The sequence below is a fragment of the Exiguobacterium sp. MH3 genome (genome assembly GCF_000496635.1).
Lineage (GTDB): Bacteria > Bacillota > Bacilli > Exiguobacteriales > Exiguobacteriaceae > Exiguobacterium_A > Exiguobacterium_A indicum.
The window spans coordinates 1,202,669-1,227,531 of sequence record NC_022794.1 but is presented as its reverse complement, the minus strand read 5'-3'; the positions used below and the strand labels follow the sequence as shown (position 1 = coordinate 1,227,531).

Here is a 24,863-nt window from a genome sequence, read left to right as displayed (position 1 = left end):
TTCCAGCTTTTTCTTATTCAAATTCTTTTAAAATGACTGCTTTATTTAGAACGTCAAACACGTGCGTCTCTTTAGCATTCGTTGTCTCAATCTCTTGCAGACGATTGAGTACAAAAGAACGTTCTTTACCAGTCAAAAGAGGTACGAGTAAAGCATAGACGGAGCTTGATTCGTCTTTCATCGTCGGTGTCGCTGATGAACGGTCGTACCGCGCATATATTTTCCCGTTCTTCAGTTCTTTAGAGATGAACGATCGAAAAGACGCGTCTGATTCATCCGTCACTCCTACCCGTAATCGTTCAATCAAGACTTGATCAATCATGTTCACGACTTTGTCATCTGCCCACTTTGATTCGTCTTGATTTGCAAAATAGAGTTCTGCCGTGAATGGACCTTCTCTTTTCGCTTGAACCACTCTTTCTTTTGCAAAATCGAGTAACTTCAATCGCTTAAGTGCCGGCGGTTCTAAATAGTTCAAGTGGAGTACATCCGTTGCCTGATTTAAATCCCAATCGTAAAAGTCAACGATTTTACCGTTTATTCGTTGCCGCTTGAGTAAGGTTGTCTCGATTCGACTCGCAAGCTTTGAATAGGTCGGTTCATTGAATTGTTTGCTAGCTTGGATTAACGTTTCCGATATACGAATGTCGTCAATCCATGCATTCGTTGCCGTATTCTCACCCAACTCCCATTTGATGTATACATCTGGTCCGCGCTCAACTAAAAAATGATCTTTTAGTATCTGTACCTGTTCTTTGAATCGCACTTCATCATCAATCAATAATACATATTGCATATACTGACCAAGACTCTCAGACAGACGTTGGGCATCCGAACGATCATAAGCACGAATGATACCGTCTTGCATATAGTCCGCTTCTACTTGTTGAATAATATCATCCTCTTGTTTTTGCACGAAATACCAAATTCCCCCTGCTAACAAAATGATGAGTAGACCAATCCCTAGTCCTTTTTTCATGACTCAATCTTGACGCGCTTCGTCTTATCCCAGACGATGACCTCATTGCGTACCTTACTTTTAAGATATGCATACATTCCGCGGAATAAAAGAATGACGAATAATTGGGCGTAGGTAAAATACATGATCAACCCGACGAGGACATTCTTCGGGCTAGCAGTTCCTTCGAGTTCTTGCGCCGCTAAGATTTGGATCGTATAGACAAGATAAGTCATGAACCAAAACATGATGAGTGGCGTCGTCGCCTCATCAAATGCATAACCGAACAATCCGAGAATCAAGACGATATCAGAGATTAACAACAAGAAGATGAAGAGGAGGTACGTCATGATATGCTGCAAGGAATGGACGAGCGTGCTTCCTTTCCAAAAATCTCGTGTACGTAGTGATTTTTCTAATAAATAGATGTTTCCAAGCATCCAACGCGTTCGTTGCTTCATGTATACTTTCATCGTTTCCGGCTCTTGTTCCCATGTCTCCGCCTCGTAGACGACAGGAAGTGTGTAACCGAGTGCCGTGATCCGCATCGTCAATTCCGCATCCTCTGCCAGTGCATACGGATCATATCCACCTAATTCTTCGATGACATCTCGTTTCAACAACATGTTCGTCCCTGCTAATGACCCCGTCTTGAATGCTTTCCAACGACCGCTTTGCATGATCAGCTGAAACACTTGAAATTCGATCGCAATCATCCGCGTTAGCAGGTTCGTCGTTGCATTGATCGTCTTGACGATTCCAACCGCTCCACAAGCATTCTTTTGAGTCATTGCTTGTTCGACGAGTCGTGTCACAGTGTCCGATTTCGGTTGATTGTCCGCGTCAAAAATTAAGAAATATTCGGAATCCGTGATCGATAGACCATAGTTCAGGACACGTGATTTTCCGATTGGTTCACCTTTTGGGACATGGATGTAATGGACTCGACTGAACATCGTCGTAAATTCCATAGCAATCTCTTGCGTCTCATCTTGCGACTGATCATCGAGTAAAAATACATCGAGTTTTCCTGGATATTCGATCCCCATCATCGCCTCGAGTGTTTGACGCATGACGATACCTTCATTATGTGCGGGGATCAGAATAGCGACAGATGGATACTCCGTTAAAGTGACCGGTTGTTTTTTCCCATATCGATCGAGAATGCCGGCAATCGTCAGATAAGAATAATACAGTAATAGTAACCAAAAAATCGCCATGATGACGTTCAAGACGAGGTTCATTGATCTACCACCTTCCGTTGCTTCAACGTCTCTTCCACAGATGATCGTACAGGAAGAATTTCGACCTGAAACGGAAACGCAAGTACCGTAAAGCGTTGTCGGAGTTCATCCTCATAACGTTGCCACGCAATCTCCGCACCACCATGATCGGTATTTTGCAGAAAGATGATGAATTCCTGACGGTTTCGTTGCGACATGACGTCATAATGTGCGCGAAATACCTTTAGTCCAGCATCCGTCAATTGTTGCATGATTGTTTTCTTGTTTAAACTAGCGTATGGAATGTGAATATGCAGCAACATATTCTGTTCTTGACGACGATTCGCACCCGCAATCAAGAAATCCGTTCGGTCTAAAAATTCACTGTAAGAGAGCAATTGAGGTGAAGCGGAGAAACCCTCAAGCAAAGCAACCCGCTTTTGAAGCGATGCATTCTCTTCGAATACACTCCGTAACTGCCGCAAGAACAACCAGTATAAAAAGACACCGACTGAGGATAAGAGATGTTGTCCGATGTAGGACAACTGTTGCTCGTTTGATGCTTCGTTATACCACGATAAAATGAGATAGAGAAAACCCATGATAAGAACATAGCTGATCAATATCAAGAAATTTTTTCTTCCATTCAAGAGCGTCATAATGATCAATACGGGAACCAATAAGAAATGAAGGATCGACGTTGTGATGTCAAACGTCATCTGATACAAGACAAGAACAGTAGCCAAGAGACCTACTAATAATAAAAGTGACAACGCATATCGCCTCATTGAACCCCTCCTCTTTAATCGTCGAATCCTCAAATATATACCCTTAAATTGGATAAGAATATCCTATTTTTTCAATGCCCCACGTGCGTTCAACGCAGCAAAGATCACCATCGCAATGCTAAGAACAGCAGCGACGATCAAACCTTGCCAATAAACCGACCAATCGATTTCCGGACGGGTCAATACACTGCGCATCCCTTCCATGATATAGGTCGTCGGATTGATCGTCGCAGCAATCTTGAGCCATTCGGCTTCAATCAAGTCTTTCGGCACAAACGTCGTCGACAGGAAAATCAACGGGAAGAACAGAAGCGTTCCAGCTTGAGCAGCTTGTGCGTTACGCGTCTTCAAAGCGACACCGACCGAGTAACCGGCAAATGCGAGACCGAAACCGAGCGCGAGTAAGATTGTCAAGAAAAAGCCACTAACACCGACTGGAATCGATAGACCAAGCAAAAAGGCCATCCCGAAGATCAGTAACGTTTGAACGAATAATTGCAACATCCCGGCAAGCATCGGTCCGAGAACGATCGCTGTTCGCGAGACGGGTGTCAATAAGAGTCGTGCGAAGTAACCACTCTCGATATCCTTGACGAGTGCTTGACCGGCTCCCCCGGCTCCACCAACAGCACCCGAGACGATTGAGACCGGCAGAATGAAGTTCAAATAATCGACGCCGTCGAACTGCGGTAAATTCGAGATTCCGGACAAACCACTCGTGTAGACGAGCAGGAAGAAGACACTGATGATCAAATTCGGAATGAAGGAAAACGGATTACGTAACGTGACGAGTAGACTCCGCCGCATCAAAAACCAAGTTTCCCGTATCATGTCACGATTCCTCCTTATAAGCTTGTCCGGTCAAACGAATGAAGACATCATCAAGTGACGGTTGTTTGACGACCAGTGACGTCGCAACCATCTTCCGTTCATCGAGAAAACGGACGACCGCGCGCAGTGTCTCCGTTCCCCGCGAAGGAATGACGAGGCGATCCTTTTCCTGACGACCGGCAAACATCTCTAAGACGATTCGTTCGTTCTCTTTTTCCGCAAGTGTCAATTCGATCCGCTCTTCTCCGTTTGCTGCTTTCAGCTCAGCTGCCGTTCCTTCGGCAATCAGTTGCCCTTCATTGATGATCGCGATCCGGTCGGCTAGCTGATCGGCTTCTTCCAAGTACTGTGTCGTCAAAAAGATCGTCGTTCCGAACTCTTCGTTCAGTCGCCGGACCTCGTTCCAGATTTGTACACGGCTCGCCGGGTCGAGTCCTGTCGTTGGTTCGTCAAGGAACAAAACAGTCGGTTGATGGACGAGCGTCAAAGCCAGGTCAAGCCGTCGTTTCATCCCGCCGGAGTAAGTGCCTGACCGACGCTTGCCGTCTTGATCGAGTCCGACGAGTCGTAGTAATTCCTCTGCCCGTATTTTTGCTTCCGTCTGACTTAATCCGAATAATTTTCCTTGTAGGACGAGTAATTCAAGCCCGGTTAAATCCTCATCGATGCCGGTATCTTGCAAGGCGACCCCGATTTGCAAACGGACCTGTTTTTCCTGTTTGACGACATCAAATTCTTGAATCGTCGCCCGACCACCGGAAATCGGAATCAACGTCGTCAGCATCTGGACGGTCGTTGACTTTCCTGCCCCGTTCGGTCCAAGAAAGGCAAAAATCTCCCCTGCCTGAACGTCGAACGAGATACCTTTGATGACATCCTTCCCATCGTACGTTTTCGTCAAGTTCTCGACATGAATCATCTTCATTCCTTCTTTCCTTGAATTCAAAGTCATGTCCAAGATTTTCCCGTTTTTTCTGTTCTCGAATCAAAAAAAAGACACCTGATTCGGTGCCTTGATTCACTCTATAACTATTACGCAACAATCTGATACACACCATACAAGACGCTGGCAGATACCACGAGCGTTGTGACGATTGACACCAGCATCATCGTTAATCCGATTCCTTTTAATCGAACAGTTCGGGCCAACGCGAGACTAAACGAGAGCACTGCACCACTTGTAAATATAAGCGCCCCTCTAAATAACAAAGTAGAATTAATCCATGACTCTCCGATGACAATCCATGTGTAAGTGATACCAGCAAAAAGAACGGTCATGATGAGCCATTGTCTCGTTGACACGTTTTTTAACATATTGATTCCTCCTAATTTGCTTCTACATACTTGTTCGTCCTTTCCCACTAGATTCCTGTTACGAAAAAATCGTGCCTCCTGCTGTCAGGAGACACGATCCACTTAAGACGCCACTTGCCATTTTTCTTTTAATTGCTCCATCTCTTCTTGACCTTCGTGCGATTGCATCCAGAGATTGAAGACATCAACAACGTCTCCTTCCGACTCTCGAACGAGATAGCTCTTCTCTGCTGGAATCCATTTTTCTTGAATTCTTGGTGCCGCGAGTCGTTTGTCGAGCGCTTCATAATGAATCGCCTCGACCGTATCGGTGATCATGACATCGACTTCACCTGAGGCAACCGCATGCGGGATGTCGAGGTTTTGTTCATACATGACGATATTCGCCTTCGTAAACGTCTTACGGACGAACTGTTCATTCGTTCCGCCTGGATTTAGACCAATCGTCACGTCCGGACGATTGATTTGTTCGATCGAAGCAAGGCGTTTAGCATCTTCTTTACGGACGAGCGGTGTCTTTTGGAACGACAGATAACTCGACGTGAAGTCACCGATGATCTCGCGCTCGATGTTCTTCGTTACGCCCCCGACGACCATATCGAATTTCCCGCTAGCAAGATCAGCAGATAGCGTCGGCCATGTCGTCGGAACGAACTCGACATCGATACCGGTCGTCTTCGCGAAAGAACGGATCACTTCGATATCGAATCCTTCGTACTCGTTCGTCTTCCGGTTCAAGTACGTGAATGGTTTGTAATCCCCAGTCGTTCCGACGACGATTTTTTTCGTCGCAAAGACATTCTTCGCTTGTACACGTCGTGGTTGCTCCGCTTGCCATAGCGTCAATAAGCTCGCAAACAGGACGCCACCTCCGACGACGATCCATCCCCATTTACTCATGTGCTCCCGCTCCTTTCGCTCCGACCGTCTCACGTGTCGAGACGATGTTCCATTTTTTCTTTAGTTGTTCAACCTGTTTTTGCCCTTCTGCACTTTCAATCCAGACTCGGAAAACGTCTCCAAGCTGTTTTTGATCCGGTTTCATCAAATACGCCATCTCGGCTGGTTCCCACGCCTCTGTCAGTTTCGGCACCGCAAGATCGAGTTCTGTCGCGTAATGCAACGCCTCGATGTCGTCCGTCACCATGACATCGACTTGTCCACTTTTTACGGCTTTCGGGATGTCCAAGTTGTTCTCAAAGACGGTCACATCTGCCTTCGAAAAATGCTTCTTCACGAACGCTTCGTTCGTGCCACCCGGATTGACACCGATTTTGACTGCTGGATCATTGATTGCAGCGAGCGAATTCAAGCGTTCGACATCTTTCTTCTTTACGAGCGGTGCTTTTTGAAAGGAGAAATACGACGATGTAAAGTCTCCGACGACCTCGCGCTCGACTTTCTTCGTGATGCCACCGACAGCGATATCAAACTTTCCTGATTTCGTATCCTCCGATAATGTCGGCCATGTCGTCTTGACGAACGTCACATCAAGATTTGCTGCTTTGGCGAACGCTTGGATGACATCGATATCAAAGCCTTGATAACGATTCCGTTCCTCGTTCCAGTATGTAAAGGGCTTATAATCCCCCGTCGTCCCGACGACCAGCTTGTGGTCTTCGAAGATGTCATGTGCTTTGGCATCCGTCTGTTGATTCCAAATCGTCCAAGCGGCAACGCCTGTCAAAACAAGTCCTGCCAGTAGCCATGGTTTCTTTCTCATCGTATCTCTCCTTTCTGTTTCGTCGTTGCCCATTCACCGAATATTGCTACAATTTAACCCAAATGATTTTCGGTGTGGGTAATAGTCATTATCCTACCACACTTACACGTGATTTCAAGATAATTTGATGATTTTATGCATAAAAGCGTTAAAAAGATATTTTGATGACGGTTACAGTTCTACAAGTCGTCTCTCTTTACAGAATCCCTTCGTCTTTTCCATACTGAAACAGAATCATCAAATCGTGAAATGGAGGAATGGAACATGAGTCAGATTTTCATCATTGGTGCAAATGGTAAAGTAGGTCGTCACGCTGCTCGCTTACTGCAGGATTCGGAACACGATGTCAAAGTAGGATTACGTTCCAAGGACCAGTTCAGTGATTTTGAGAAATTAGGTCATACCCCGGTCCATCTCGATCTGGAAGCGGACGTCGCGACGATCACGGATGCATTACAAGGATCAGATGTCGTCATCTTTACGGCAGGATCCGGCGGTCACACAGGAGCGGACAAGACGATGCTGATCGATTTCGACGGTGCTGTCAAAGCGATTGAAGCAGCGGAAGCAATCAATGCAAAACAGTTCATCATGGTCAGTGCCTTGAATGCCGATTCGCCGGAAACATGGTCTGACAGCATGAAGCCGTATTACATTGCAAAACGCTACGCGGATCGTGTCCTGAAGGAATCGTCACTTAACTACACGATTCTTCGCCCAGGCGGACTATCCGATGAAGTCGGCACAGGAAACGTCACGACGGATCCGTCCGAGCAAGCAACTAAAAAAATTCCGCGTGAGGATGTCGCACGCGTCATTCTAGCTGCAATCGGTCACGACAAGGCGTCGAAGCAAGTCGTCACACTACTCGAAGGTGACACACCGATCAACGAGTTATTTTAATACAAAAGCTCACGTCTCCATTTCCGAGACGTGAGCTTTTTTGATGAAATCACTCATTGGTGAAGTTGCAGATACATCGTTCACATCGTTTCAGCAATCGTCGAGAATGAGAGCACGTAATGTTTCCTCGCTAGCTCGGATTCCGATGTTTAATCCTGCTCCGCAATGGCACGCAATCCACGTAACGTTTGAATTTTACGTTCGTGGCGTTGCATCACGAATGAGAGACCCGTCACGATCGCGAGATTGAACCAGATCATCGTGTCGGTAATCGGATTAAACAAATTAATGAGTACTGCAATGATGTTCACGAAAAAAACGACTTTATAGAGTTGCAAAATCCGATGTTCGTGATGGATCTGTGAATCAAAGTCCGAGTACAAATGAAATGGTTCGTCCGAGGTCCGTTTTCTTAAGAAGACCCAGCGGAACGATGTATCAACGACTTCGATGTCCATCTCTTCCAAAAACGCAAAGTAGTCCTGCGATTTCGGATGCTTTGGCATGTTTTCTAATAACTCGATTCGATACGTGTACATACCAGGTTCACCTTTGATGAATACATAACGTCCGAGTCGAAACTGCTGTAAGTACCAGCCGTTGTTTGCCATCTCGTTTAACCACACTTCTTCTTTTGCATAATCAGCGTAAAAGCGATAGACCGTTTTACTGCTCACCTTGATCCACTCCCATCGTTTCTTGTCCATGTCGCACGAGTTCTTTTAGTCGATCCAGCTCTACCTGTAATCTCTCCCGCCCCTGATTCGTTATGATGTACTCTTTCTTTCGCCCTGTTTCTTGCTCGATCGCTTCAATCCATCCTTTATCGACCAGACTGCTGAGTGCGCCGTACAACGTACCAGCAGCTAATTTGACACGATCGTTGCTCAACTCCTGGACGAATTGCATGATGCCATAACCATGACGGGGTTGTTGAAGTGACAGTAAAATATAATAGACAGCTTCTGTTAATGCTGTCTCCTGGACTGTTTTTGCCATTTTCCCACTTCCTTACTACGTCTTCCGTTATATCGTCTCCCGATATACTAAATATATCCTATTTCTAACGATTTGGCAACAAAAAACGTGACGATCCCTAAATGAATAGGATCATCACGCTATATTGTTCGATTTTATGACAAGCATTTTTTAATATGTTGATAGTTCTTGTTACCACCAGATAAGTTGCATACATCCGTAAATCCAAGGTTTTTCAAGACGTTTTGCGCAGCATTCCCCGTCACGCCTTTGTTGCAGTAGACGATCGTCGGTAACGTCGGATCCAGTTCCTTCGCGCGTGTTCGCAGTTCACCAAGCGGGATATGAATCGCTCCATCAACATGATTTTTTTCGAATTGTGCTTTTGAGCGTGTATCGATGATTTGGAACGACTTCCCACCCGCGACTTGGTCGATCAATTCATTCGGCGTCATCAAACGCGCTGTTTTTTTGATGGCATTATCGAGTGCCATTCCCGTATAGAGAACGGGATCCTTCGTCGTCGCGAACGGTGGAGCGTAAGCTAAGTCGAGATGGAATAAATCCTCTGCCTTCGCTTTAAAGGTGATCGCCGTCGCCAGGACATCAATCCGTTTGTCGACACCTTGCGGACCTACGATCTGGGCTCCGAGAACTCGCCCTGTTGCCCGATCGGCAATCGCTTTGATCGTCATCTCTTTCCCGCCCATGTATTCCGGACGATCTGGTTTGATGTTATGCAAGACTTCGATGTCATAGCCTGACTCACGCGCTTCTTTTTCCGTCAACCCCGTTTGAGCGACAGTCAAATCGAACGCCTTAAAGATTCCTGTCCCTAAAATACCACGGTGCTCCGCTTCTTCTCCGGTAATGACCATGCCGGCAATCCGTCCCATCTTGTTCGCTGTTGAACCAAGCGGACGATAAAGTGCTTCACCCGTGATGACGGAGAAACTCTCCGCGACGTCACCGACTGCGTAGACATCGGCTACATTCGTCTGCATGTGACGGTTGACTGCAATCGCCCCTGTTTTACCAAGCTCTACACCGATCTGCTTCGCAAGACCCGTGTTCGGCTTGACGCCAACCGATAAAATGACGAGATCGGTCTCGATCGTTTTTCCGCTCTCAAGGGCGACCTCAGAAACACGTGCTTCTCCGTTGAATGCTGTCACGGATTCGCCAAGCAAGAGCGATACGCCTTTATCTTTCAAATGATCCGCTACGCGTTCTGCCATATCGCGATCAAGTGGCGGCATGACTTGGGGCAAACGTTCGACGAGCGTGACTTGAATGCCCCGATACGTCAATTGCTCTGCCATCTCGAGTCCGATGAATCCTCCACCGACGATCGTTGCCGTCTTCGGATCATGGGCGTCGATGTAGGACCGAATCGCGTCGGCATTGCGGACATTTCGAACCGTAAAGACATTCTCATGCTCAACGCCTGAAAGCGGCGGAACGATACTAGAAGCACCGGTTGCCAGCACTAACGTATCATACGTGTCCGTGAATCGATCCCCTGTCAGGAGATTGACAATGGTAGCTGTTTTTGTCACATGATCAATCGATTCAACTTCGTGTTGTGTATGAATATCGATGTTATACCGTTTTTTAAAGAAAGCGGCATCGCGTGGTGTCAACTCATCGATATCAGCGATCTCCCCACCGACGAAGTAGGGAATTCCACAACCTGAATACGAAATGTCCTGATCCCGATCATAGATTGTGATTTGCAACTCTTCACTGTTACGACGTGCTTTTGCTCCAACGGACGTTCCCGCAGCAACTGAACCAATAATCATCAATTTCATCTCTCGTTCCTCCTTGAAAATCAATAAAGTATCAAGCTGATATACAAGCCAAGCAATGTGATCGCGAGTGTCGGGATCGTTAGAATCGCTCCAATCTTAACGTATTGTCCCCAACCAATCTTTACACCCTTCGTTCGAAGCACGTGTAACCAAAGTAACGTCGCTAAACTACCAATCGGCGTGATCTTCGGTCCAAGATCAGATCCGATGACATTCGCATAGATGAGCGCTTCTCGAATCGTTCCAGTTGCCTGGCTCAAGTCGATCGCAAGGGCATCGATCATGACGGTCGGCATGTTATTCATGATCGACGACAAGATGGCAGCCAAGAAGCCCATACCAAATGTTGCAGCTGCTAAATTCGTCGCAAAGCCATCAATGATGTCAGCGAGCACTTGCGTCAATCCGGCATTTTGCAGTCCGTAGACGACGATGTACATGCCAAGAGAGAAGAAGACAATCGCCCACGGTGCACCACCGATGACCTTTTTCGTCGGTACGCTCGGTGAACGGCGTGCCATCAATAAGAAGAACAAGGCGATGATTCCAGCGACAAGACTGACGGGAATGCCGATGACGTCACTCGTAAAGTATCCGACGACAAGCAAGAGGAGCACGAACCAAGATAACTTGAACATCCGTTGATCCTTGATCGCTGTCGCGGGTGCGACGAGTTGCGCGACATCATAATTCTTCGGAATACTTTTTCGGAAATAGAGATACAAGACGATCAGACTGCCTACGACAGAAAAGAGATTGACGAATACCATTCGTGACGCATACTCCGTAAACCCGATGTTAAAGAAGTCTGCTGAGACGATGTTGACGAGGTTCGAGACGACGAACGGTAAACTGGCTGTATCGGCAATGAATCCGGAAGCGAAGACGTAAGCTAGAACGACATAATCCGGAAGTTTCAAGTGACGAACCATCGCGAGGACGATCGGTGTCAGAATCAAGGCTGCCCCATCGTTCGCAAATAAAGCCGCAACGACAGCACCGAGCAATGTCATGTACACGAATAGTTTGACACCACCACCTCGTGCGATGCGTGCCATGTGGAGTGCCGCCCATTCGAAGAACCCAATCTCATCAAGAATCAATGAGATGATGATCAGGGCGATGAACGTAAAGGTCGCATTCCAGATGATGCCCCAGACAGTCGAAACATCATCGAGATTGACGACTCCCGTCAATAGCGCAACGAGTGCCATTCCCATCGCGGAGTAACCGATGCCGAGTCCTTTCGGTTGTTTAATGATTAAGAATAAGGTGATCAGAAAAATTCCGATCGCTAGTAAATGTGTACCGGTCAATGCGTTCACTTCATTTCTGTATTAAATTTCAAGTGGTTTTGTTAACGATTCGTCATCCTTGAACGTGTCATTCAGAATGGAATATCGTTTTAATTCCCCTGCCTTACTCGGGCTAATCCATTTCATCCATGGTGTTAGCAACTTCTATCCGGGATGTTCGGCGTGTCCATTTCTGCTAAAATCGTCAATAACAACTTGTATTGCGGGTGATCTGGATTGATTCGAAAATAAATCCATTGTCGTTCCCGTCGTTCCAAGATGAGCTGGGACTGACGCAATAATTTTAGATGACGACTGACTGCCGGTTGCGAAATATCAAACATCTCGACGAAATCACAGACACAATGTTCCCGAACGTGTAGTCTTCGCAAAATTTCAAGACGTGTTCCATCGCTCAGTAGCTTTAAGAACTGACTCATCTCTTCTACCCGTTTTGCTGTCTCGATCAATGAAGAGTCCTCCTTTCTCTTAAACGTATAATCCATGCATGATACAGGAGCTAAAATGTCAATTTCGCTTTTCACATAACCATATTATTATATAACGTTTTTGTTATGCAATGATTTTTTCATAAATCGATCTAAAACAAAAAAATCGCCATCTCATTCGATGACGATTCTTCTTATATTCTTCATGCAACAACACGTCGTGCTTGTCGTTGCTCCCTCCAACTCACCACTAAGCATGTCACGATAAAACTACCGAGGCCAATCAGTGATAAATGAAGCACATGTGGACCTACTGAACCATCCATGAACAGTAGACGGCTGAAACCGGGGACTGCATTCGGAACGGGCAGGAATGTTCCAAGCGATTGATAAAACGGTGCCAGCATCTTCGCCGGCACGATGTTTCCGGCAGTCATCAACTGGAACGGAATCAATGCGACGTTGACGAGTGGCGCAATCGGTCCAAATATCGCAAAGTTCATCTGCGTGACGGCGATACAGGTCGCGACGACAAGGAGTTCGAACGCCCACAGTTTGATGAACGGTGTCGTGATGTCCGTTAATACATGTGCCACGGAAACGAGTAGCAATGGAACGACCAGAAGGACGATTCCGTGTAATAGTTGGCGACTCCAAAATAGTGACCAGATTGAATGACGCTTACTTAAGATCGTGCTGACGAGATTGAATTGAATCCCCATCGTCATCGTCGCGATATAGATGACGAACCCGAGGACGAGTGGCAGCATCGATAATGCAAAATCCGAGACGGCATGCTCCGTGACGATCGATGTCGTAAACGTTGGCTCACCATTCAACTGTTTGCCGATCGTTTCCGTTGCCCGCTCGAGAATCGCATTCGCGAATTCGGCATTCGTCTGGCTGACGTGCGCCGTTAGTTGACGCGAGGCATCATCCTTTTGTAGGACGAGATCGACTTCATTGGCATCGAGTGCTTCCAACCCTTTCGCTTCGGTCGGAACTGCTTGGACCGTGAACGGTGCTTCTTTTAGTGATGTGACGAACGGGTCGTTCACTTCGCCAACGACACCGACGTTCAATTGATCGAGTCGTTCCGTCGTTCCTTCGTAACCAGTCATCCAGACGACGAGGAACAAGAGCGGGACGACGATCGCGAAGACGAGCCCCACTTTCGTTTGTGTCATTGACCAGACATCTTTCCATGCTTTCATATTACAATCTCCTTTTATATGCATTACTTATAATATCATGTGCAACTATATGCCCGAAGGAAAACCATTCACGTCACATTCCGGTGAATGGTCTCAAGTGTTTCCTTTAATTGCTCGATTTGCTCTCGCGAGAGTCCACGGAACGCTTCGAGTTGTAGCTGATCGAGCTCTGGTCCGAGGCGATCGACGATATCACGTCCTTCTCGTGTCATCAAGAGCAGAACCGCTCGTCGGTCCCGGGGGTCCGGCGTCCGAACGATCAGTTCTTTTTTACCGAGCTTATCGAGAATCTTACCAATCGTCGTTTGATCACGTTCTGTCACGAGTGCCAGCTGCTTTTGCGAAACACCATCTTGTTTAGCGAGTTCGCTCAGGACAGAAAACTGCTCTGGTGTCAGACCGAACGCTTCCATCCGTTTAGCAGCAGCACGTTTGAACGCATAATAACTACGGGATAATTGCATTCCAAGCGACCATTCCGATTCTTTCATCCCATCATCTCCATATAGTTGCACTACTTATTATTTATTCACTATACCTGAAGTAGAACAAGTCCGTCAACGGTCTCATTTTGCCTGGCGTTGACGAATCCCATCGATATGCGCTTGTTGCGTGGCACGATCGACTTGTGAATGAACCCCGAGTTTCCCTGCAATCGTATCGACTTGACTTGGTGTCAATGGCTTTCCTGTTGCGAGTTTCTCGATCGTCTTACGTAAGACGTTTCGTTTCAAGACACGGACATGCGCTGAATCGACCGTGATTTTTTTGAGTTCACAGCGTTCGCTGAAAACGATCAAGGAGTGAAAGAGCGCGGGATCCGTTCCTTCTAAGAAGCGTTGCATGCTTTTGAGATGCCCTTCATTTTGTTTGATCGGATTATAAAACCGTTGTTTGAAGCGATTCTGGAACTGCTGCGTCCACTGACGGTCTTGCTCGCGTCCGAAAATCCACCCGCTGTAGTTTTTCGATTCGAGTACATAGATGCCACTTTCATGAATGAACGTCACATCAATCTCCGTCGTTCCTTCTCCACGCGCACGTGGTAAGTATGTATTAAAGACATAAGTGCCGTATCCGGAAACTTGATCGAGTTGACGTGTCGTCAAGTACTCACCCCATTTTCCTTTATCACGAACGATCCGCAAAAACGGTTCGCGCGTTAAACGATAATAACGACTACTGTGATACGAACTGCGCTTTACAAAGAAAAACAGACCAAACGTTCCGAAGAAGAACAGCACCATGATCAGTCCGATTTGAATCAAGAATGGTAAAAATGTCACTAACACATTGTCCACTAGATTTATCTCCTTTCCATATTAACCCTTTATTTTCCACTATATCAGCATAATCAATTTCCACCTCATTTTCCACTATTTGTTATGGAGACTATCCTATGGTACGGTGAAACAAAGGAAGGTGTTCACTATGGATTCTGTCGTCACGTTCGCACCACTGATCGTCTTTTTCTTCATCTGGATGTCCTTATCACAAAAAGCGGACGAAGCGAAACGCCGCCAACAAACGATTCTGAAGAAGCTACAACGGATCGAGGAGCACCTCGGTCTGAATGAGGTGTCACTAGAAGAAGCAGCGTTACAAGTCGAATTAGTTCAGTTGCTTCATGAAGGAAAGACGGTTGAAGCTGTCAAACGCGTTCGAGAGACTCTCGGATCGTCTTTGCTCGAGGCAAAACAATACGTCGACCAACTAAAAAGCGAGCACGGACTATGATCAAAAAGACCATCTGACAGCGAAGTTCAGATGGTCTTTCTATTCATTCCGTTACTTCATATTGTTCGTCCGAAACTGCCTCGAGCCAGAGTGGTGTCCCAGCAGTGATCGCAATGTGCGAAAACCAGGAAGACCGTGTTGCCCCGTGCCAATGCTTCACACCATCATGCGTGACGACGACATCTCCTGTTTGCAAATGTCGAGCGGGTCTCCCTTCTTCTTGATACCAGCCTTCCCCTTCCGTGACGAGTAGAATTTGATATCCCCCATCATGGATGTGCCAATGATTCCGCGTCTCCGGCTCGAACGTCACATGTGATACGGAAACGGGTAACGATTCGTCGACAAGTGGTGCTAAATAACTGATACCTGTGAATACCTCTTGATACGCTTCGTTCTTTTCGCCTCGTGGAAACATTAATACTCCTCCTTTTTACCACGGTTGAGTCGTTGGACCGACCGTAAATTCGCTCACGTTCGTATCCTCTGGTTGATCGATCGCAAAGGCGACGATCCGCGCGATACTCTCTGGTGAGATACCGTATTGGTCATATAGTGCCGTCATTCCTTCAAGCGACTCTCCGTGTGAGATCGTCTCGAGCAATTCGGTATGAATCGCTGCCGGATAAATCGTTGCCGTTCGGATGTTCGTTCCTTCTTGCGCCGACTCCATCCGTAAGACTTCCATTAAGTTACGTACTGCCCATTTCGTTGCGCCATATACAGCTCCACCCGGATACGCCTTAAGACCTGCTACGGATGAGGTCGTCAGAATATGCCCCGCACGTTGGGAGGTGAATGTCGGCATGACAGCTGCAATCCCGTTCAAGACACCTTTTAGGTTCACGTCGATCATTTGATTCCACTCGTCTACTTGTAAAGCAGATAGTGGAGAACTCGGCATCAGCCCCGCGTTAAGGAATATCGCATCAATTCGACCATACGCCGTCAATGCTGCTTCGATGAGACGTTGATTATCCTCCAGTTTCACGACGTCTGTCTCTTGGTATATTGCTTCCCCGCCTTCTGCTTGAATCGATTCCGTGAGTTTCGCCAGTCGATCATTGCGACGTGATCCTAACACTAGCCTTGCTCCCTGTCTTGCCAGTAAGCGTGCTGTTGCTTCTCCAATACCTGAACTTGCTCCTGTGATGATAATGACTTTTCCTTGAATGGCCATGATGATGACTTCCTCTCTTGTTTTCTTATTGTTCAGTGCTCAATTGAACACGTACTGTATCAGCTGATAATAGTTCGGATAATCGATTCGGTTCGACCCAACCAATTCGCGTGTATTGAATATCTGTTTGAAACGACTCATAAAACAGGACGAGACAATCTGATCCATACAGCATGAGATCTCCCGCTTGTACCGTTCCGATATTCTTTGGATTCGTCGGTAACGAGAACGGAAAGTAATGATACTTTTCATTTCCATTCAACTCTTTCATCTGCATCGTCAACGGCAATCTTTTTTGTAATGCCATCGCTGTCTCATTGTCCGCAAAACGAATCGGGACGGTTGTTTCATCGATTTGAAGCAAGACGGACTTCAGCTCCTTTTGTTCTAAATCACTCGGTCGTGACGATTCTTTCGTATCGGTACATCCACTCAACAGAAAAAATGTAAGCAGACAACAGTACCATTTATTCATCCGACACCTCGACCGTTCGAATGATTCTCGCCGGAGTGCCTGCAACGATCGTACGGGGCGGAACATCGCGTGTCACCGTCGCGTTCGCTGCGACGATCGCATCCTCACCAATCGTCACGCCAGGCAAAATCGTCGCCCCAGCGCCAATCCAAGCATTACGACCAACATGAATCGGTGCTGTCTCAACGCCGCCTCTTTTCGTCGGTGCTTCCGGATGGTTGACAGTCAGCAACCGTGCGAATGGACCAATCAAGACATGATCGTCTAACCGAATCGACCCAAGATCCGTGAACATGACACCTCGATTGAGAAAAACGTGCTTGCCGATGGATAGATGCCGTCCAAAATCCGTAAATAGAGGCGTTAAGACTCTAACAGACGAATCGATGTCTTGCCCTGTGATCACGGCAAGTGCCTGTCTTCTCTCTTCTTGTGAGACCACTTGATTCAATCGCTGTAATTCCGGTTCGATTTCATCTTGAATGGCATGAATGCGCTCAAGGACCGGATCCGCTGGAAGAATCGTATGTTCTCTTACATAGATTTGCAGTTCAGTCATTGTACATCCTCCTTTCTTTTGATCGCTTGGTCTCATCTTACGGCTGACAACCATTCATGTCTAATGCTAATCTTAAGTAATAAACCATACGTTTTTTGCATGGATAGAGGTGGAATGATGGAATTACAACAATTACGCTATTTTTTAGCTTTAGTCGAAGAAAAAAATATTACAAAGGCGGCACGGATCCTTCGTTTGTCGCAACCGGCATTATCGCGTCAGCTGCAACAACTAGAAGAGACGATTGGGGTCGAATTGTTCGAACGCTCGAAACAGGGGTTGCGTTTAACAGAAAAGGGACGATTCTTTGAAGAGCGCGCACGCGAGATGGTTACACTAGCAGATAAGGTATTGGTCGACTTGAACACAAAAGAAGTATTGACGGGTGAAATTCATATCGGTGGTGGCGAAACTCAACAATTGACGACGGTGTTGCAAGCGTTTAGAGACTTACACACCATTCATCCTGATGTAACGATTCGTATGTACAGCGGCAATGGGAATGATGTACTCGACCGGCTCGAAAAGGGATTGCTCGATTTCGGACTTGTCATTGCTCCGTTCGATCTATCCACATTTCATTCCTTACCGTTACCCGGTCAGGACCGTTGGGGGATCTTAACACGTCGTGATGCCTCGATCGCACAGTCTAAAACGATTTCGCGGGAGCAGCTCCTCTCCCTTCCCTTGCTCCTATCCGAGCAGACACAGCTCGACACGTATTTCCATGAACAGAGTGGTTTAACGCTTGAGGATTGTCAGATCATCGGAACATATAATTTGTTGTTCAATGCGTCCTTACTTGTACGTCAAGGGGTGGGTCACGCTCTAGCAATCGATGGCATCATCGATACGACCGCTTCCGATCTAATCTTTCTTCCCCTCGATCCTCCCGTCGTCTCGGACGTCCATTTGATTTGGAAAAAAGAGGCGACTTTATCGCCCAGTGCGCGCGTGTTACTGCGAACGATCAAGGAAAGATATCATTCTTAAGGAGACGATGATACAGATACGATTGTTACGTTTGTTTTAAACTTATACATCCGAATAAATTGACAAGTACCAACTATTTTAAAAATTAATATTGATATAAGTTTTCGCAAAGGAGTGCGATTTATAAAATGAATACATTACATGAATGCTTAGTATGTGGATTTGAAGGATTAGAAGAACCAATCTTTATAGATGGGACATACTCAAAAACATATGAAATATGTCCTTGTTGTGGATTTGAATACGGGTTTAGCGAAGATCATGATGTCATCCATGGTTTTATAACAATACCTGAAGAATTTTTAGAAGTTGCATTTCAGTTGTATCGAAAAAAATGGATAGAAGAAGGAATGCAAATTTTTAATCCAGATACTATTCCTGAGAATAAAAGAAATAAAGATATTTTAAAATTTGATATTTTAATAAAGCAGCTGAAAGGCTTGAAATTAGATTTATCAAATTTTGATATCACTGGATTTTAAAACTTTTACTCGTAATTACCTGATATAACACGATGTTATCTTTTTATCGGAAGTGTCAGGAAACACTTTCAAGCCTCGAAAGCTTACGAACTAGAGCTTGAATACCTCTGAAGATTTATCCCATTTCTATATATGACATACAACAAACCCTCATTTCGTCTTTGAAATGAGGGTTTGTCTACAATCTGAGACGACGGACTTTCCGTCGTCTGTTGCTGTTAATCCCGCGCCGCGAGGCGATATAAGAGATCGAGTAATTCGATATAGAGCCAGATGATCGTCACAATCAATCCGAATGCTGCAACCCACTCCATCGATTTTGGAGCACCCGCACGAACTTGTTGCGAGATAAAATCGAAGTCCATCACGAGTGACAGGGATGCCACGATGACGATGACGAATTGAATACCAATCGCAAGCGGTGAGCTACCTGTCATGAATGGGAGATCGACACCGAATAACGAGAGAATCAAGTTGACTGCGTACAAGACGAAGATCGAAAGAATCGCTGCTGTGACCGCAGAACGGAAACGTTGCGTCACTTTAATCATCCCCGTCGAGTAGACGAACCACATCGCAAACGCGACGACGAAAGTCGCAAGAACCGCTTTCCCGACGATACCTGGGTACATGCTTTCAAAGACGAGCGACAATGCTCCGACGGCGACACCTTCTGCCAACGCATAGATCGGTGAAAGGACCGGTGCTGTTGCTGGTTTGAATGTGATGATCAAGGCAAGGATCAGACCGATGACGAATCCACCGATTAAGGCTGGGAACAACAATCCTTGGTTTTCTGCGAGGAAGAACCAACTGCCCCCTGCTGCTGCCGTGACGAGAGCGAGCATCAAGAAAATCTTGCTCATCGTCCCGCTTTTTGTCATTGGTCGTTCTCCGATACGTGCCGTATCGAATCCGCGACGCAATGCCGGGTTTACTTTAAAACGTGAAGCCATTGCTTTCACTCCTTTTTATGATTCTGTTTTCTACTACGAAGGTTTCCCGAAAAAGTTTCAAAATAACCATTGATCAAGCGCTTTTAATTGCAACATGACGACTGGGATCGAGGCTTTCGCATCGATGCGGTAAGATTTCGCTTGTCCGATCAGACCGGACGTGACGAAATCGGCACTTTCTAACCCTTCACCGATCGGACCGAACGCATCACTATCGATTTGGCGATGTCGGTAATGAATGAATCGTTCCGTCGTTCCTTCTTTGACTTTACAACCATCCTCGACGTCCGGACGATTTAACCCGTATTCTGCATAATGCCAAACGGTCGTCGTATCCCAAGGAGAACCAATATGCAGAATTTGACCGTCCGCCTCGATGAAGCGTTCAATCGGTGAACCGGGACCGAAGCCATTTTCTAATGTATGATCAGCAACGAATGTCGCCGCATCTTTCCCCCAGGCAGTCACGGACCACATCGGATGATCGCTTCGAACGACACCGGGATATGTCCGGAAAACTTCCGGAACACGACCGATGCCGCGTGTGACCGTTTTTGCCGGATCATATGCCGGCATTTCCCGGCGAATCGTTTCCCACCATTCTTCAGGCACAGCCGGTTGACTCCAGTTCTTCGGATCCGAATTATCGGTACTTTGCGCCGGCATCATGATCAACCCTTCCGTCGTGACGACTTCCTGTAAGGCCTCGATCAACGCTTGTACGCCGCCGGGAATCCAGCCGATTTGTTTGAGAGACGAATGGACGAACAATTTCATACCGGGCGTCACACCTAATTCGTGTAACGCCTCTTTGATTTGTGTTTTCGTGACCATGTTTCGTGTTTCCATCGATCTTATCTCCTTACTCGACGACTAGTGCAATCGTCGACCCCGTTTTTCCTTGTTTGACCTCGATTTTTGCGTCAACTCGTGACTTCAGTTCCTGGACGTGACTGATGATCCCGACCATGCGACCGCTCGCTTGAATCGAGAGCAACGTCTCGATTGCTTGTTCAAGTGATTCTGGATCAAGTGTTCCGAATCCTTCATCGATGAACATCGTCTCAAGTGACACGCCACCGCTCGCTTCTTGAACGACTTCCGACAACCCGAGCGCAAGGGCAAGGGATGCTTTAAAGCTTTCGCCACCGGATAACGTCTTGACATGCCGTGTTTGCGACGTGTAAGCGTCAAAGACATTTAAATCAAGCCCGTATTTCTTAAGCCCTTTTCCCGCCTCCGTTTTCCGTTCAAGCTGGAAACGCCCAGAGGTCATCTCGTGCAGATGCCGGTTTGCGGCGAACAATATTTCATCAAAGTATGCCGTCTGGACGTACGTCTCAAACGTCATCCGTTGCGCATTCTCCCCGACACCAACGCGAGCGAGTTCGCCGATGATGCCGTATCTCGCATCCTCGTCCTCAATCTGGCGTTGCAAGCTTTCCCAGGCCGCCATCAATTGATCGATATGTGCGCGTTCCTTCTCGAGCCCGACTCGTCGGTCGGTCTGCTCCGTCAGTTCGAGCGACACCGTCTTCACATCCATCCGCAACTGTTCAAGATCCGGACGCACTTGACCTTCCGTCTTCAAACGGGCTTGTTCCTGTTTCAGCTTCAATTCCTGCCGTTCGAGGCGATCTTGTTCCAAACGTTCTTGGAGGTGACGGAGTTCTTCACGAGACCGTCTCGCTTCGCGGAAGGCTTCAATCGTCATAAAAGCTTCTTCTGCCAAGACAGCTTGCAATTCGTTTTCGCGGTTCGTTAATCGGTCGCTTTGTTCAGCAGATGCCTCAGTCAATTGACGGAATCGACCTTGGTGTTCCGCGAAGTCACGATCGAGCTGTTCCTTCTCGCGTAGCTGGCGTTGTTTGTCTTGTTTGAACTGCTCGATACGTGTTTCTGCCTGTTGTTGTTCCTCACGGAGTGCTGATAGCGATTTCTCTGACGCTCCTGATTGACTTAGGCGACCAGACAAGTGTGCCAATTCCGATTCGATGACGGTCCGGTCTTTGATCATTGCATCGATTTTCAGTTGTAGCTGATCCATGGATTGCTCGAGTTGTTGCAGGCGAGTCTCAAGACGCGCTTTTTCCGTCTGTGCTGACGCTAATCGGGCTTCCGTCTGTTCGACTTCCCGAAGCTGTGCTGAAACATCTGCATGAGATGACTCGTTTTCACTCGTCTTTTGCATCTCGGTCGTCAGTTGTCCGAGACGTTCGGCAACCGTTCGGTACGAGGCTTGTAACTCTTGATGCGCTTGTTGGGCTTCTAGGAACCGCTGTTGTGCTACATCGACGGATAGTTCCTTTGCGACGACGACAGCATGCTGTGGATGCGACGTACTGCCGCAGACTGGGCAAGCCGTCCCGTTCGTCAATCCTTTGGCAAGTTCAGCAGCCAGTTGTTCCCGTTCGTATCTGCGCGCTTCTTCGTATTGGCGCGCTGCTGCCTCTTTTTGATCCCGAACGCTTTTGCCGCGGACAATCAGCTGTTGCCGTTCTGCTTCCAATTTGTCATGTTCCGCCATCTTCGTCGCCAGCTGTTGCAGGATGAAGCGCCGTTCTTGCACCTTTAAGCGCTCTGCTCCGATGTTTTGCAATGGATGCAGTTGTTCTTGAACAGTCTTACGCTCCGTCCGTGCTTGTTCGAGTTGCTTCCGTAATGGCTCTGGGTCCAGAAGCTTCGAACGTTCGATTAGTTGTTGCTGTTGTTGTCGTAAAGCCGTTTCTGCTTCCAACCGTTCGCGTTCTTCTTGAATCTTTTCGAGGCGACGACTGAGTTGCTCGATCTGTGGTTCCTCCGCTAGCAATCGATCCACTTTTGCTTGAACGACCTCTTGTTGCTCTTTCAAGCGAGCGATGTGCTGTTCAGTTTCCTGTTTTCGATGCGTGAGTTGCGTCAATTGTTCTTGATCCTGTTGCCACTGGTCATAGATCGGTGCGACGATTTGAGCGCGTTCAGCCGCCATTGCTTCTTCTTGCATCTGTTTGATTTCCGGTAAGCGATCCACTAGCAACTGTTCCGTCTGTTGAAGTCGCTCCTGCTCTTGGAAAACCGCTTCGAGTTGCTCGCCTTGTTGCAATTGCGTCGTTTTCTTCTCGACAATCGCTCGGGTCTCTACTTCAGCTTGACGTGCAGCCGTTAACCACTCGTCCCGTTCGGTCGTCAACGCTTCCATCCGTAACCGGATGTCGCCTTCCGTCAGTTCACTCCAGTTCGCTTGCACAGGTAGTTCCTCAAGCTTGGCCCATTGCTTCGTCTTCGTTTCCTTGATGCGTGCCGCAAGATCGAGCGCTTGTCGGTGCAAACGTTGCTGGAACTCACCATAGTGTTCCGTCTTAAACAGCTGTTTGAGAATCTGGAGTTTGTCTTTTGACTCTGCCATCAACAGTTCGCGGAACTTATTTTGCGGCAACAGGAGAATTTGCGAAAACTGTTTATGGTCGAGCTGAATCAGCTCTTGAACCCGTTGCTTGATTTCCGGAATCTTGACCGCGAGCGGTTTCCACGTCGTTCCGTCGAACCGAGCGAGCTCCGCTTCATGCGAGTAGCCCGTTTTATTGACCGGATGCGGTTGACTCGGTTGGCGGATGATCCGGTACCGTTCCCCTTTCAGCGTAAACTCCAGTTCAACTTCTGTCTTTTGCTCGGGCACGGCAAAATGACTTCGCAGTTCGCTCATTTCCCGTTCGCCGCCAGACGTCTCGCCATACAGGGCGAACGTCAATGCGTCAAAGATCGTCGTTTTTCCTGCTCCGGTATTCCCGGAGATGACGAACATCGTCCGTCCGGCAAGTGCCGTGAAATCAATCGTCTCTTCACCAGCAAACGGTCCAAAGGCACGTAATGTCAGTCGTTCTGGGCGCATGTCGCTTCCTCCTTCAGGACGGCTTGCATCGCTTCCGTCGGTTTCTTCTCACGGACTGCTTCATAGAACTCACTGAATAGATCCGCAACGGATGCATCCTTGACTTGTTCACGCGACGCCTTGACTGCCCGCGTACTCTCGCGGACGAATCCGATTCGCTCGAGGTGCAGGATGTTCGGATAGATTTTCTTCAGCTTGCCCATCGGATCCATCAAGGCTTCACCGTCCGTTAGGTTGATCTTTAAGTAATCGTCCGTGTCTTGTGTCGCGACGAATGCCGAATCTGTCAGTTCAGTGAGACTTCCAGTCAGTTCCCGTAAATCACGTTTTGGTGCAAGTGGTTCGAACCGACGATCGAACGTACCCGCATCGTTCAACGTCAACACATCGACTCCTTTGACATGATGGGCTTCCGAGAATGAATATTTCAAGAGCGATCCGCTGTAGCGAACCGTCTCGGATTGAATCGCAAGCGGATTATGCAAATGACCGAGTGCCGTATACGTAAACGGTGCAAACTGACTCGCACTGACCTGTCCTGCCGTTCCGACGGACAATTGCCGCTCCGAATCCGTCTCGAGTCCACCGATCACAAAGGCATGACCGACGAGGACACTCGGTCCGTCCGGACTACACCCGGCAAGGATCGTCCGCATCGCATCATCATGTGTCTTGATCGTTTCGTCCTTGTACACGTACCGAACGGTCGCAGGATCGGCAAATGGCACAGGGTAAAACGACACTCCTTTAATCGTGACCGGAGTAATGACCGGCGTTAGTTTTCCGACGAGATGCAGACCGGCCCGTTGGAGTAACGTCGTTCCGAAACTTAACCGTTCAGCCGAATCGTGATTTCCGCTGATCGCAACGACCGGGATATCCCGGTCAAGGATCAAGGCAGCGAGCGTCTCATCAAGCAGTTCAACGGCTTCCGTTGGTGGCACGGCGCGGTCGTATAAGTCACCTGCAATGACGATCGCATCCGGTTGTTCGCGGTCGACGAGTCCCAAAAAATCGGCTAAGACCGCCCGCTGGTTCTCGAGCATCGACTCGCCGTGAACGATTTTGCCGAGATGCCAATCGGCAGTATGTATCCATTTCATCTTCATCACACTCACTTTTT

At 47.5% G+C, this 24,863-nt stretch carries 28 protein-coding genes; 4 read left to right on the top strand and 24 right to left on the bottom strand.

All coding sequences use genetic code 11. The features are described from left to right. Nucleotides 1-13: 13 nt before the first annotated feature. The 8 genes from U719_RS06190 to U719_RS06155 form a co-directional block, all read right to left on the bottom strand. Nucleotides 14-979, bottom strand: coding sequence for a hypothetical protein (locus tag U719_RS06190; protein WP_023467888.1), 966 nt, complete (start codon nt 977-979; stop codon nt 14-16). Continuing rightward, the gene (locus U719_RS06185; protein WP_023467887.1) at nt 976-2,202 is read right to left on the bottom strand and encodes a glycosyltransferase; all 1,227 of its coding nucleotides are present in this window, start codon (nt 2,200-2,202) and stop codon (nt 976-978) included. The genes U719_RS06190 and U719_RS06185 overlap by 4 nt, the downstream gene beginning before the upstream one ends. Continuing rightward, nucleotides 2,199-2,969: a hypothetical protein gene (locus U719_RS06180; protein ID WP_023467886.1), complete on the bottom strand. Its 771-nt coding sequence runs from the start codon at nt 2,967-2,969 to the stop codon at nt 2,199-2,201. Before U719_RS06180 ends, U719_RS06185 begins: the two co-directional genes overlap by 4 nt. Before the next feature lie 63 nt (nt 2,970-3,032). Continuing rightward, a complete protein-coding gene (locus U719_RS06175; RefSeq protein ID WP_023467885.1) occupies nt 3,033-3,800 on the bottom strand; it encodes an ABC transporter permease in 768 nt (255 codons plus the stop codon). A 1-nt stretch (nt 3,801) separates the two neighbouring features. After that, the gene (locus tag U719_RS06170) at nt 3,802-4,719 is read right to left on the bottom strand and encodes a daunorubicin resistance protein DrrA family ABC transporter ATP-binding protein (protein ID WP_023467884.1); all 918 of its coding nucleotides are present in this window, start codon (nt 4,717-4,719) and stop codon (nt 3,802-3,804) included. A gap of 113 nt (nt 4,720-4,832) precedes the next feature. Next, nucleotides 4,833-5,114: a hypothetical protein gene (locus U719_RS06165; protein ID WP_023467883.1), complete on the bottom strand. Its 282-nt coding sequence runs from the start codon at nt 5,112-5,114 to the stop codon at nt 4,833-4,835. A 102-nt stretch (nt 5,115-5,216) separates the two neighbouring features. Then, the gene (locus U719_RS06160; protein ID WP_023467882.1) at nt 5,217-6,014 is read right to left on the bottom strand and encodes a transporter substrate-binding domain-containing protein; all 798 of its coding nucleotides are present in this window, start codon (nt 6,012-6,014) and stop codon (nt 5,217-5,219) included. Beyond that, nucleotides 6,007-6,837: a transporter substrate-binding domain-containing protein gene (locus tag U719_RS06155; RefSeq protein WP_023467881.1), complete on the bottom strand. Its 831-nt coding sequence runs from the start codon at nt 6,835-6,837 to the stop codon at nt 6,007-6,009. The genes U719_RS06160 and U719_RS06155 overlap by 8 nt, the downstream gene beginning before the upstream one ends. Before the next feature lie 264 nt (nt 6,838-7,101). On the opposite strand from U719_RS06155, the gene U719_RS06150 reads away from it, so the two are divergent. Further along, on the top strand, nt 7,102-7,740 hold the full coding sequence (locus U719_RS06150) for an SDR family oxidoreductase (protein WP_023467880.1): 639 nt from the start codon (nt 7,102-7,104) through the stop codon (nt 7,738-7,740). A gap of 149 nt (nt 7,741-7,889) precedes the next feature. On the opposite strand, the gene U719_RS06145 is transcribed toward U719_RS06150, so the two are convergent. From U719_RS06145 to U719_RS06110, 8 genes are all read right to left on the bottom strand, one after another. Then, the gene (locus U719_RS06145) at nt 7,890-8,417 is read right to left on the bottom strand and encodes a DUF2812 domain-containing protein (protein ID WP_023467879.1); all 528 of its coding nucleotides are present in this window, start codon (nt 8,415-8,417) and stop codon (nt 7,890-7,892) included. Beyond that, entirely contained in the window at nt 8,407-8,739 is a 333-nt protein-coding gene (locus tag U719_RS06140) for a PadR family transcriptional regulator (RefSeq protein WP_023467878.1), read from the bottom strand. Before U719_RS06140 ends, U719_RS06145 begins: the two co-directional genes overlap by 11 nt. A gap of 134 nt (nt 8,740-8,873) precedes the next feature. After that, nucleotides 8,874-10,532, bottom strand: a complete 1,659-nt coding sequence (locus U719_RS06135) for an FAD-dependent oxidoreductase (protein ID WP_023467877.1) — start codon at nt 10,530-10,532, stop codon at nt 8,874-8,876. A 20-nt stretch (nt 10,533-10,552) separates the two neighbouring features. Continuing rightward, nucleotides 10,553-11,857 carry an arsenic transporter gene (locus U719_RS06130; RefSeq protein ID WP_023467876.1) on the bottom strand — a complete coding sequence of 435 codons (1,305 nt, stop codon included), beginning with the start codon at nt 11,855-11,857 and terminating at the stop codon, nt 10,553-10,555. A 125-nt stretch (nt 11,858-11,982) separates the two neighbouring features. Next, nucleotides 11,983-12,297 carry a helix-turn-helix transcriptional regulator gene (locus U719_RS06125; RefSeq protein WP_023467875.1) on the bottom strand — a complete coding sequence of 105 codons (315 nt, stop codon included), beginning with the start codon at nt 12,295-12,297 and terminating at the stop codon, nt 11,983-11,985. Between the two features lie 182 nt (nt 12,298-12,479). Further along, entirely contained in the window at nt 12,480-13,490 is a 1,011-nt protein-coding gene (locus tag U719_RS06120; RefSeq protein ID WP_023467874.1) for a hypothetical protein, read from the bottom strand. A 68-nt stretch (nt 13,491-13,558) separates the two neighbouring features. Then, nucleotides 13,559-13,981 carry a MarR family winged helix-turn-helix transcriptional regulator gene (locus tag U719_RS06115; RefSeq protein ID WP_023467873.1) on the bottom strand — a complete coding sequence of 141 codons (423 nt, stop codon included), beginning with the start codon at nt 13,979-13,981 and terminating at the stop codon, nt 13,559-13,561. A gap of 75 nt (nt 13,982-14,056) precedes the next feature. Beyond that, nucleotides 14,057-14,782, bottom strand: coding sequence for a nuclease-related domain-containing protein (locus U719_RS06110; RefSeq protein WP_235147635.1), 726 nt, complete (start codon nt 14,780-14,782; stop codon nt 14,057-14,059). A gap of 139 nt (nt 14,783-14,921) precedes the next feature. Between U719_RS06110 and U719_RS06105 the strand changes: the two genes are divergently transcribed. Continuing rightward, on the top strand, nt 14,922-15,227 hold the full coding sequence (locus U719_RS06105; protein WP_023467871.1) for a hypothetical protein: 306 nt from the start codon (nt 14,922-14,924) through the stop codon (nt 15,225-15,227). Nucleotides 15,228-15,270: 43 nt separating this feature from the next. On the opposite strand, the gene U719_RS06100 is transcribed toward U719_RS06105, so the two are convergent. Genes U719_RS06100 through U719_RS06085 form a run of 4 tightly spaced genes read right to left on the bottom strand, consistent with a single transcriptional unit; the run spans nt 15,271 to nt 17,441 of the window. After that, a complete protein-coding gene (locus U719_RS06100; protein ID WP_023467870.1) occupies nt 15,271-15,645 on the bottom strand; it encodes a cupin domain-containing protein in 375 nt (124 codons plus the stop codon). Between the two features lie 15 nt (nt 15,646-15,660). Continuing rightward, on the bottom strand, nt 15,661-16,407 hold the full coding sequence (locus U719_RS06095) for an SDR family oxidoreductase (protein WP_023467869.1): 747 nt from the start codon (nt 16,405-16,407) through the stop codon (nt 15,661-15,663). 25 nt (nt 16,408-16,432) lie between these two features. Beyond that, the gene (locus U719_RS06090) at nt 16,433-16,882 is read right to left on the bottom strand and encodes a cyclophilin-like fold protein (protein ID WP_023467868.1); all 450 of its coding nucleotides are present in this window, start codon (nt 16,880-16,882) and stop codon (nt 16,433-16,435) included. After that, entirely contained in the window at nt 16,875-17,441 is a 567-nt protein-coding gene (locus U719_RS06085; RefSeq protein ID WP_023467867.1) for a DapH/DapD/GlmU-related protein, read from the bottom strand. The genes U719_RS06090 and U719_RS06085 overlap by 8 nt, the downstream gene beginning before the upstream one ends. A 114-nt stretch (nt 17,442-17,555) precedes the next feature. Here U719_RS06085 and U719_RS06080 point away from each other — a divergent pair, with 114 nt between their 5' ends. Next, the gene (locus U719_RS06080; protein ID WP_158408686.1) at nt 17,556-18,434 is read left to right on the top strand and encodes a LysR family transcriptional regulator; all 879 of its coding nucleotides are present in this window, start codon (nt 17,556-17,558) and stop codon (nt 18,432-18,434) included. Nucleotides 18,435-18,562: 128 nt separating this feature from the next. Further along, entirely contained in the window at nt 18,563-18,916 is a 354-nt protein-coding gene (locus U719_RS06075) for a hypothetical protein (protein ID WP_023467865.1), read from the top strand. A 218-nt stretch (nt 18,917-19,134) separates the two neighbouring features. On the opposite strand, the gene U719_RS06070 is transcribed toward U719_RS06075, so the two are convergent. The 4 genes from U719_RS06070 to U719_RS06055 are packed head-to-tail and all read right to left on the bottom strand — an operon-like array spanning nt 19,135 to nt 24,843. Beyond that, the gene (locus U719_RS06070; RefSeq protein ID WP_023467864.1) at nt 19,135-19,872 is read right to left on the bottom strand and encodes a Bax inhibitor-1/YccA family protein; all 738 of its coding nucleotides are present in this window, start codon (nt 19,870-19,872) and stop codon (nt 19,135-19,137) included. 57 nt (nt 19,873-19,929) lie between these two features. Beyond that, nucleotides 19,930-20,721 (bottom strand): aminoglycoside N(3)-acetyltransferase, encoded by a 792-nt coding sequence (locus U719_RS06065; protein WP_023467863.1) that lies wholly within the window; start codon nt 20,719-20,721, stop codon nt 19,930-19,932. Nucleotides 20,722-20,734: 13 nt separating this feature from the next. Further along, nucleotides 20,735-23,740 (bottom strand): AAA family ATPase, encoded by a 3,006-nt coding sequence (locus U719_RS06060; protein WP_023467862.1) that lies wholly within the window; start codon nt 23,738-23,740, stop codon nt 20,735-20,737. Further along, complete coding sequence (locus tag U719_RS06055) at nt 23,722-24,843, bottom strand: exonuclease SbcCD subunit D (protein ID WP_041255354.1); 1,122 nt, start codon at nt 24,841-24,843, stop codon at nt 23,722-23,724. Before U719_RS06055 ends, U719_RS06060 begins: the two co-directional genes overlap by 19 nt. Between the last annotated feature and the right edge of the window lie 20 nt (nt 24,844-24,863).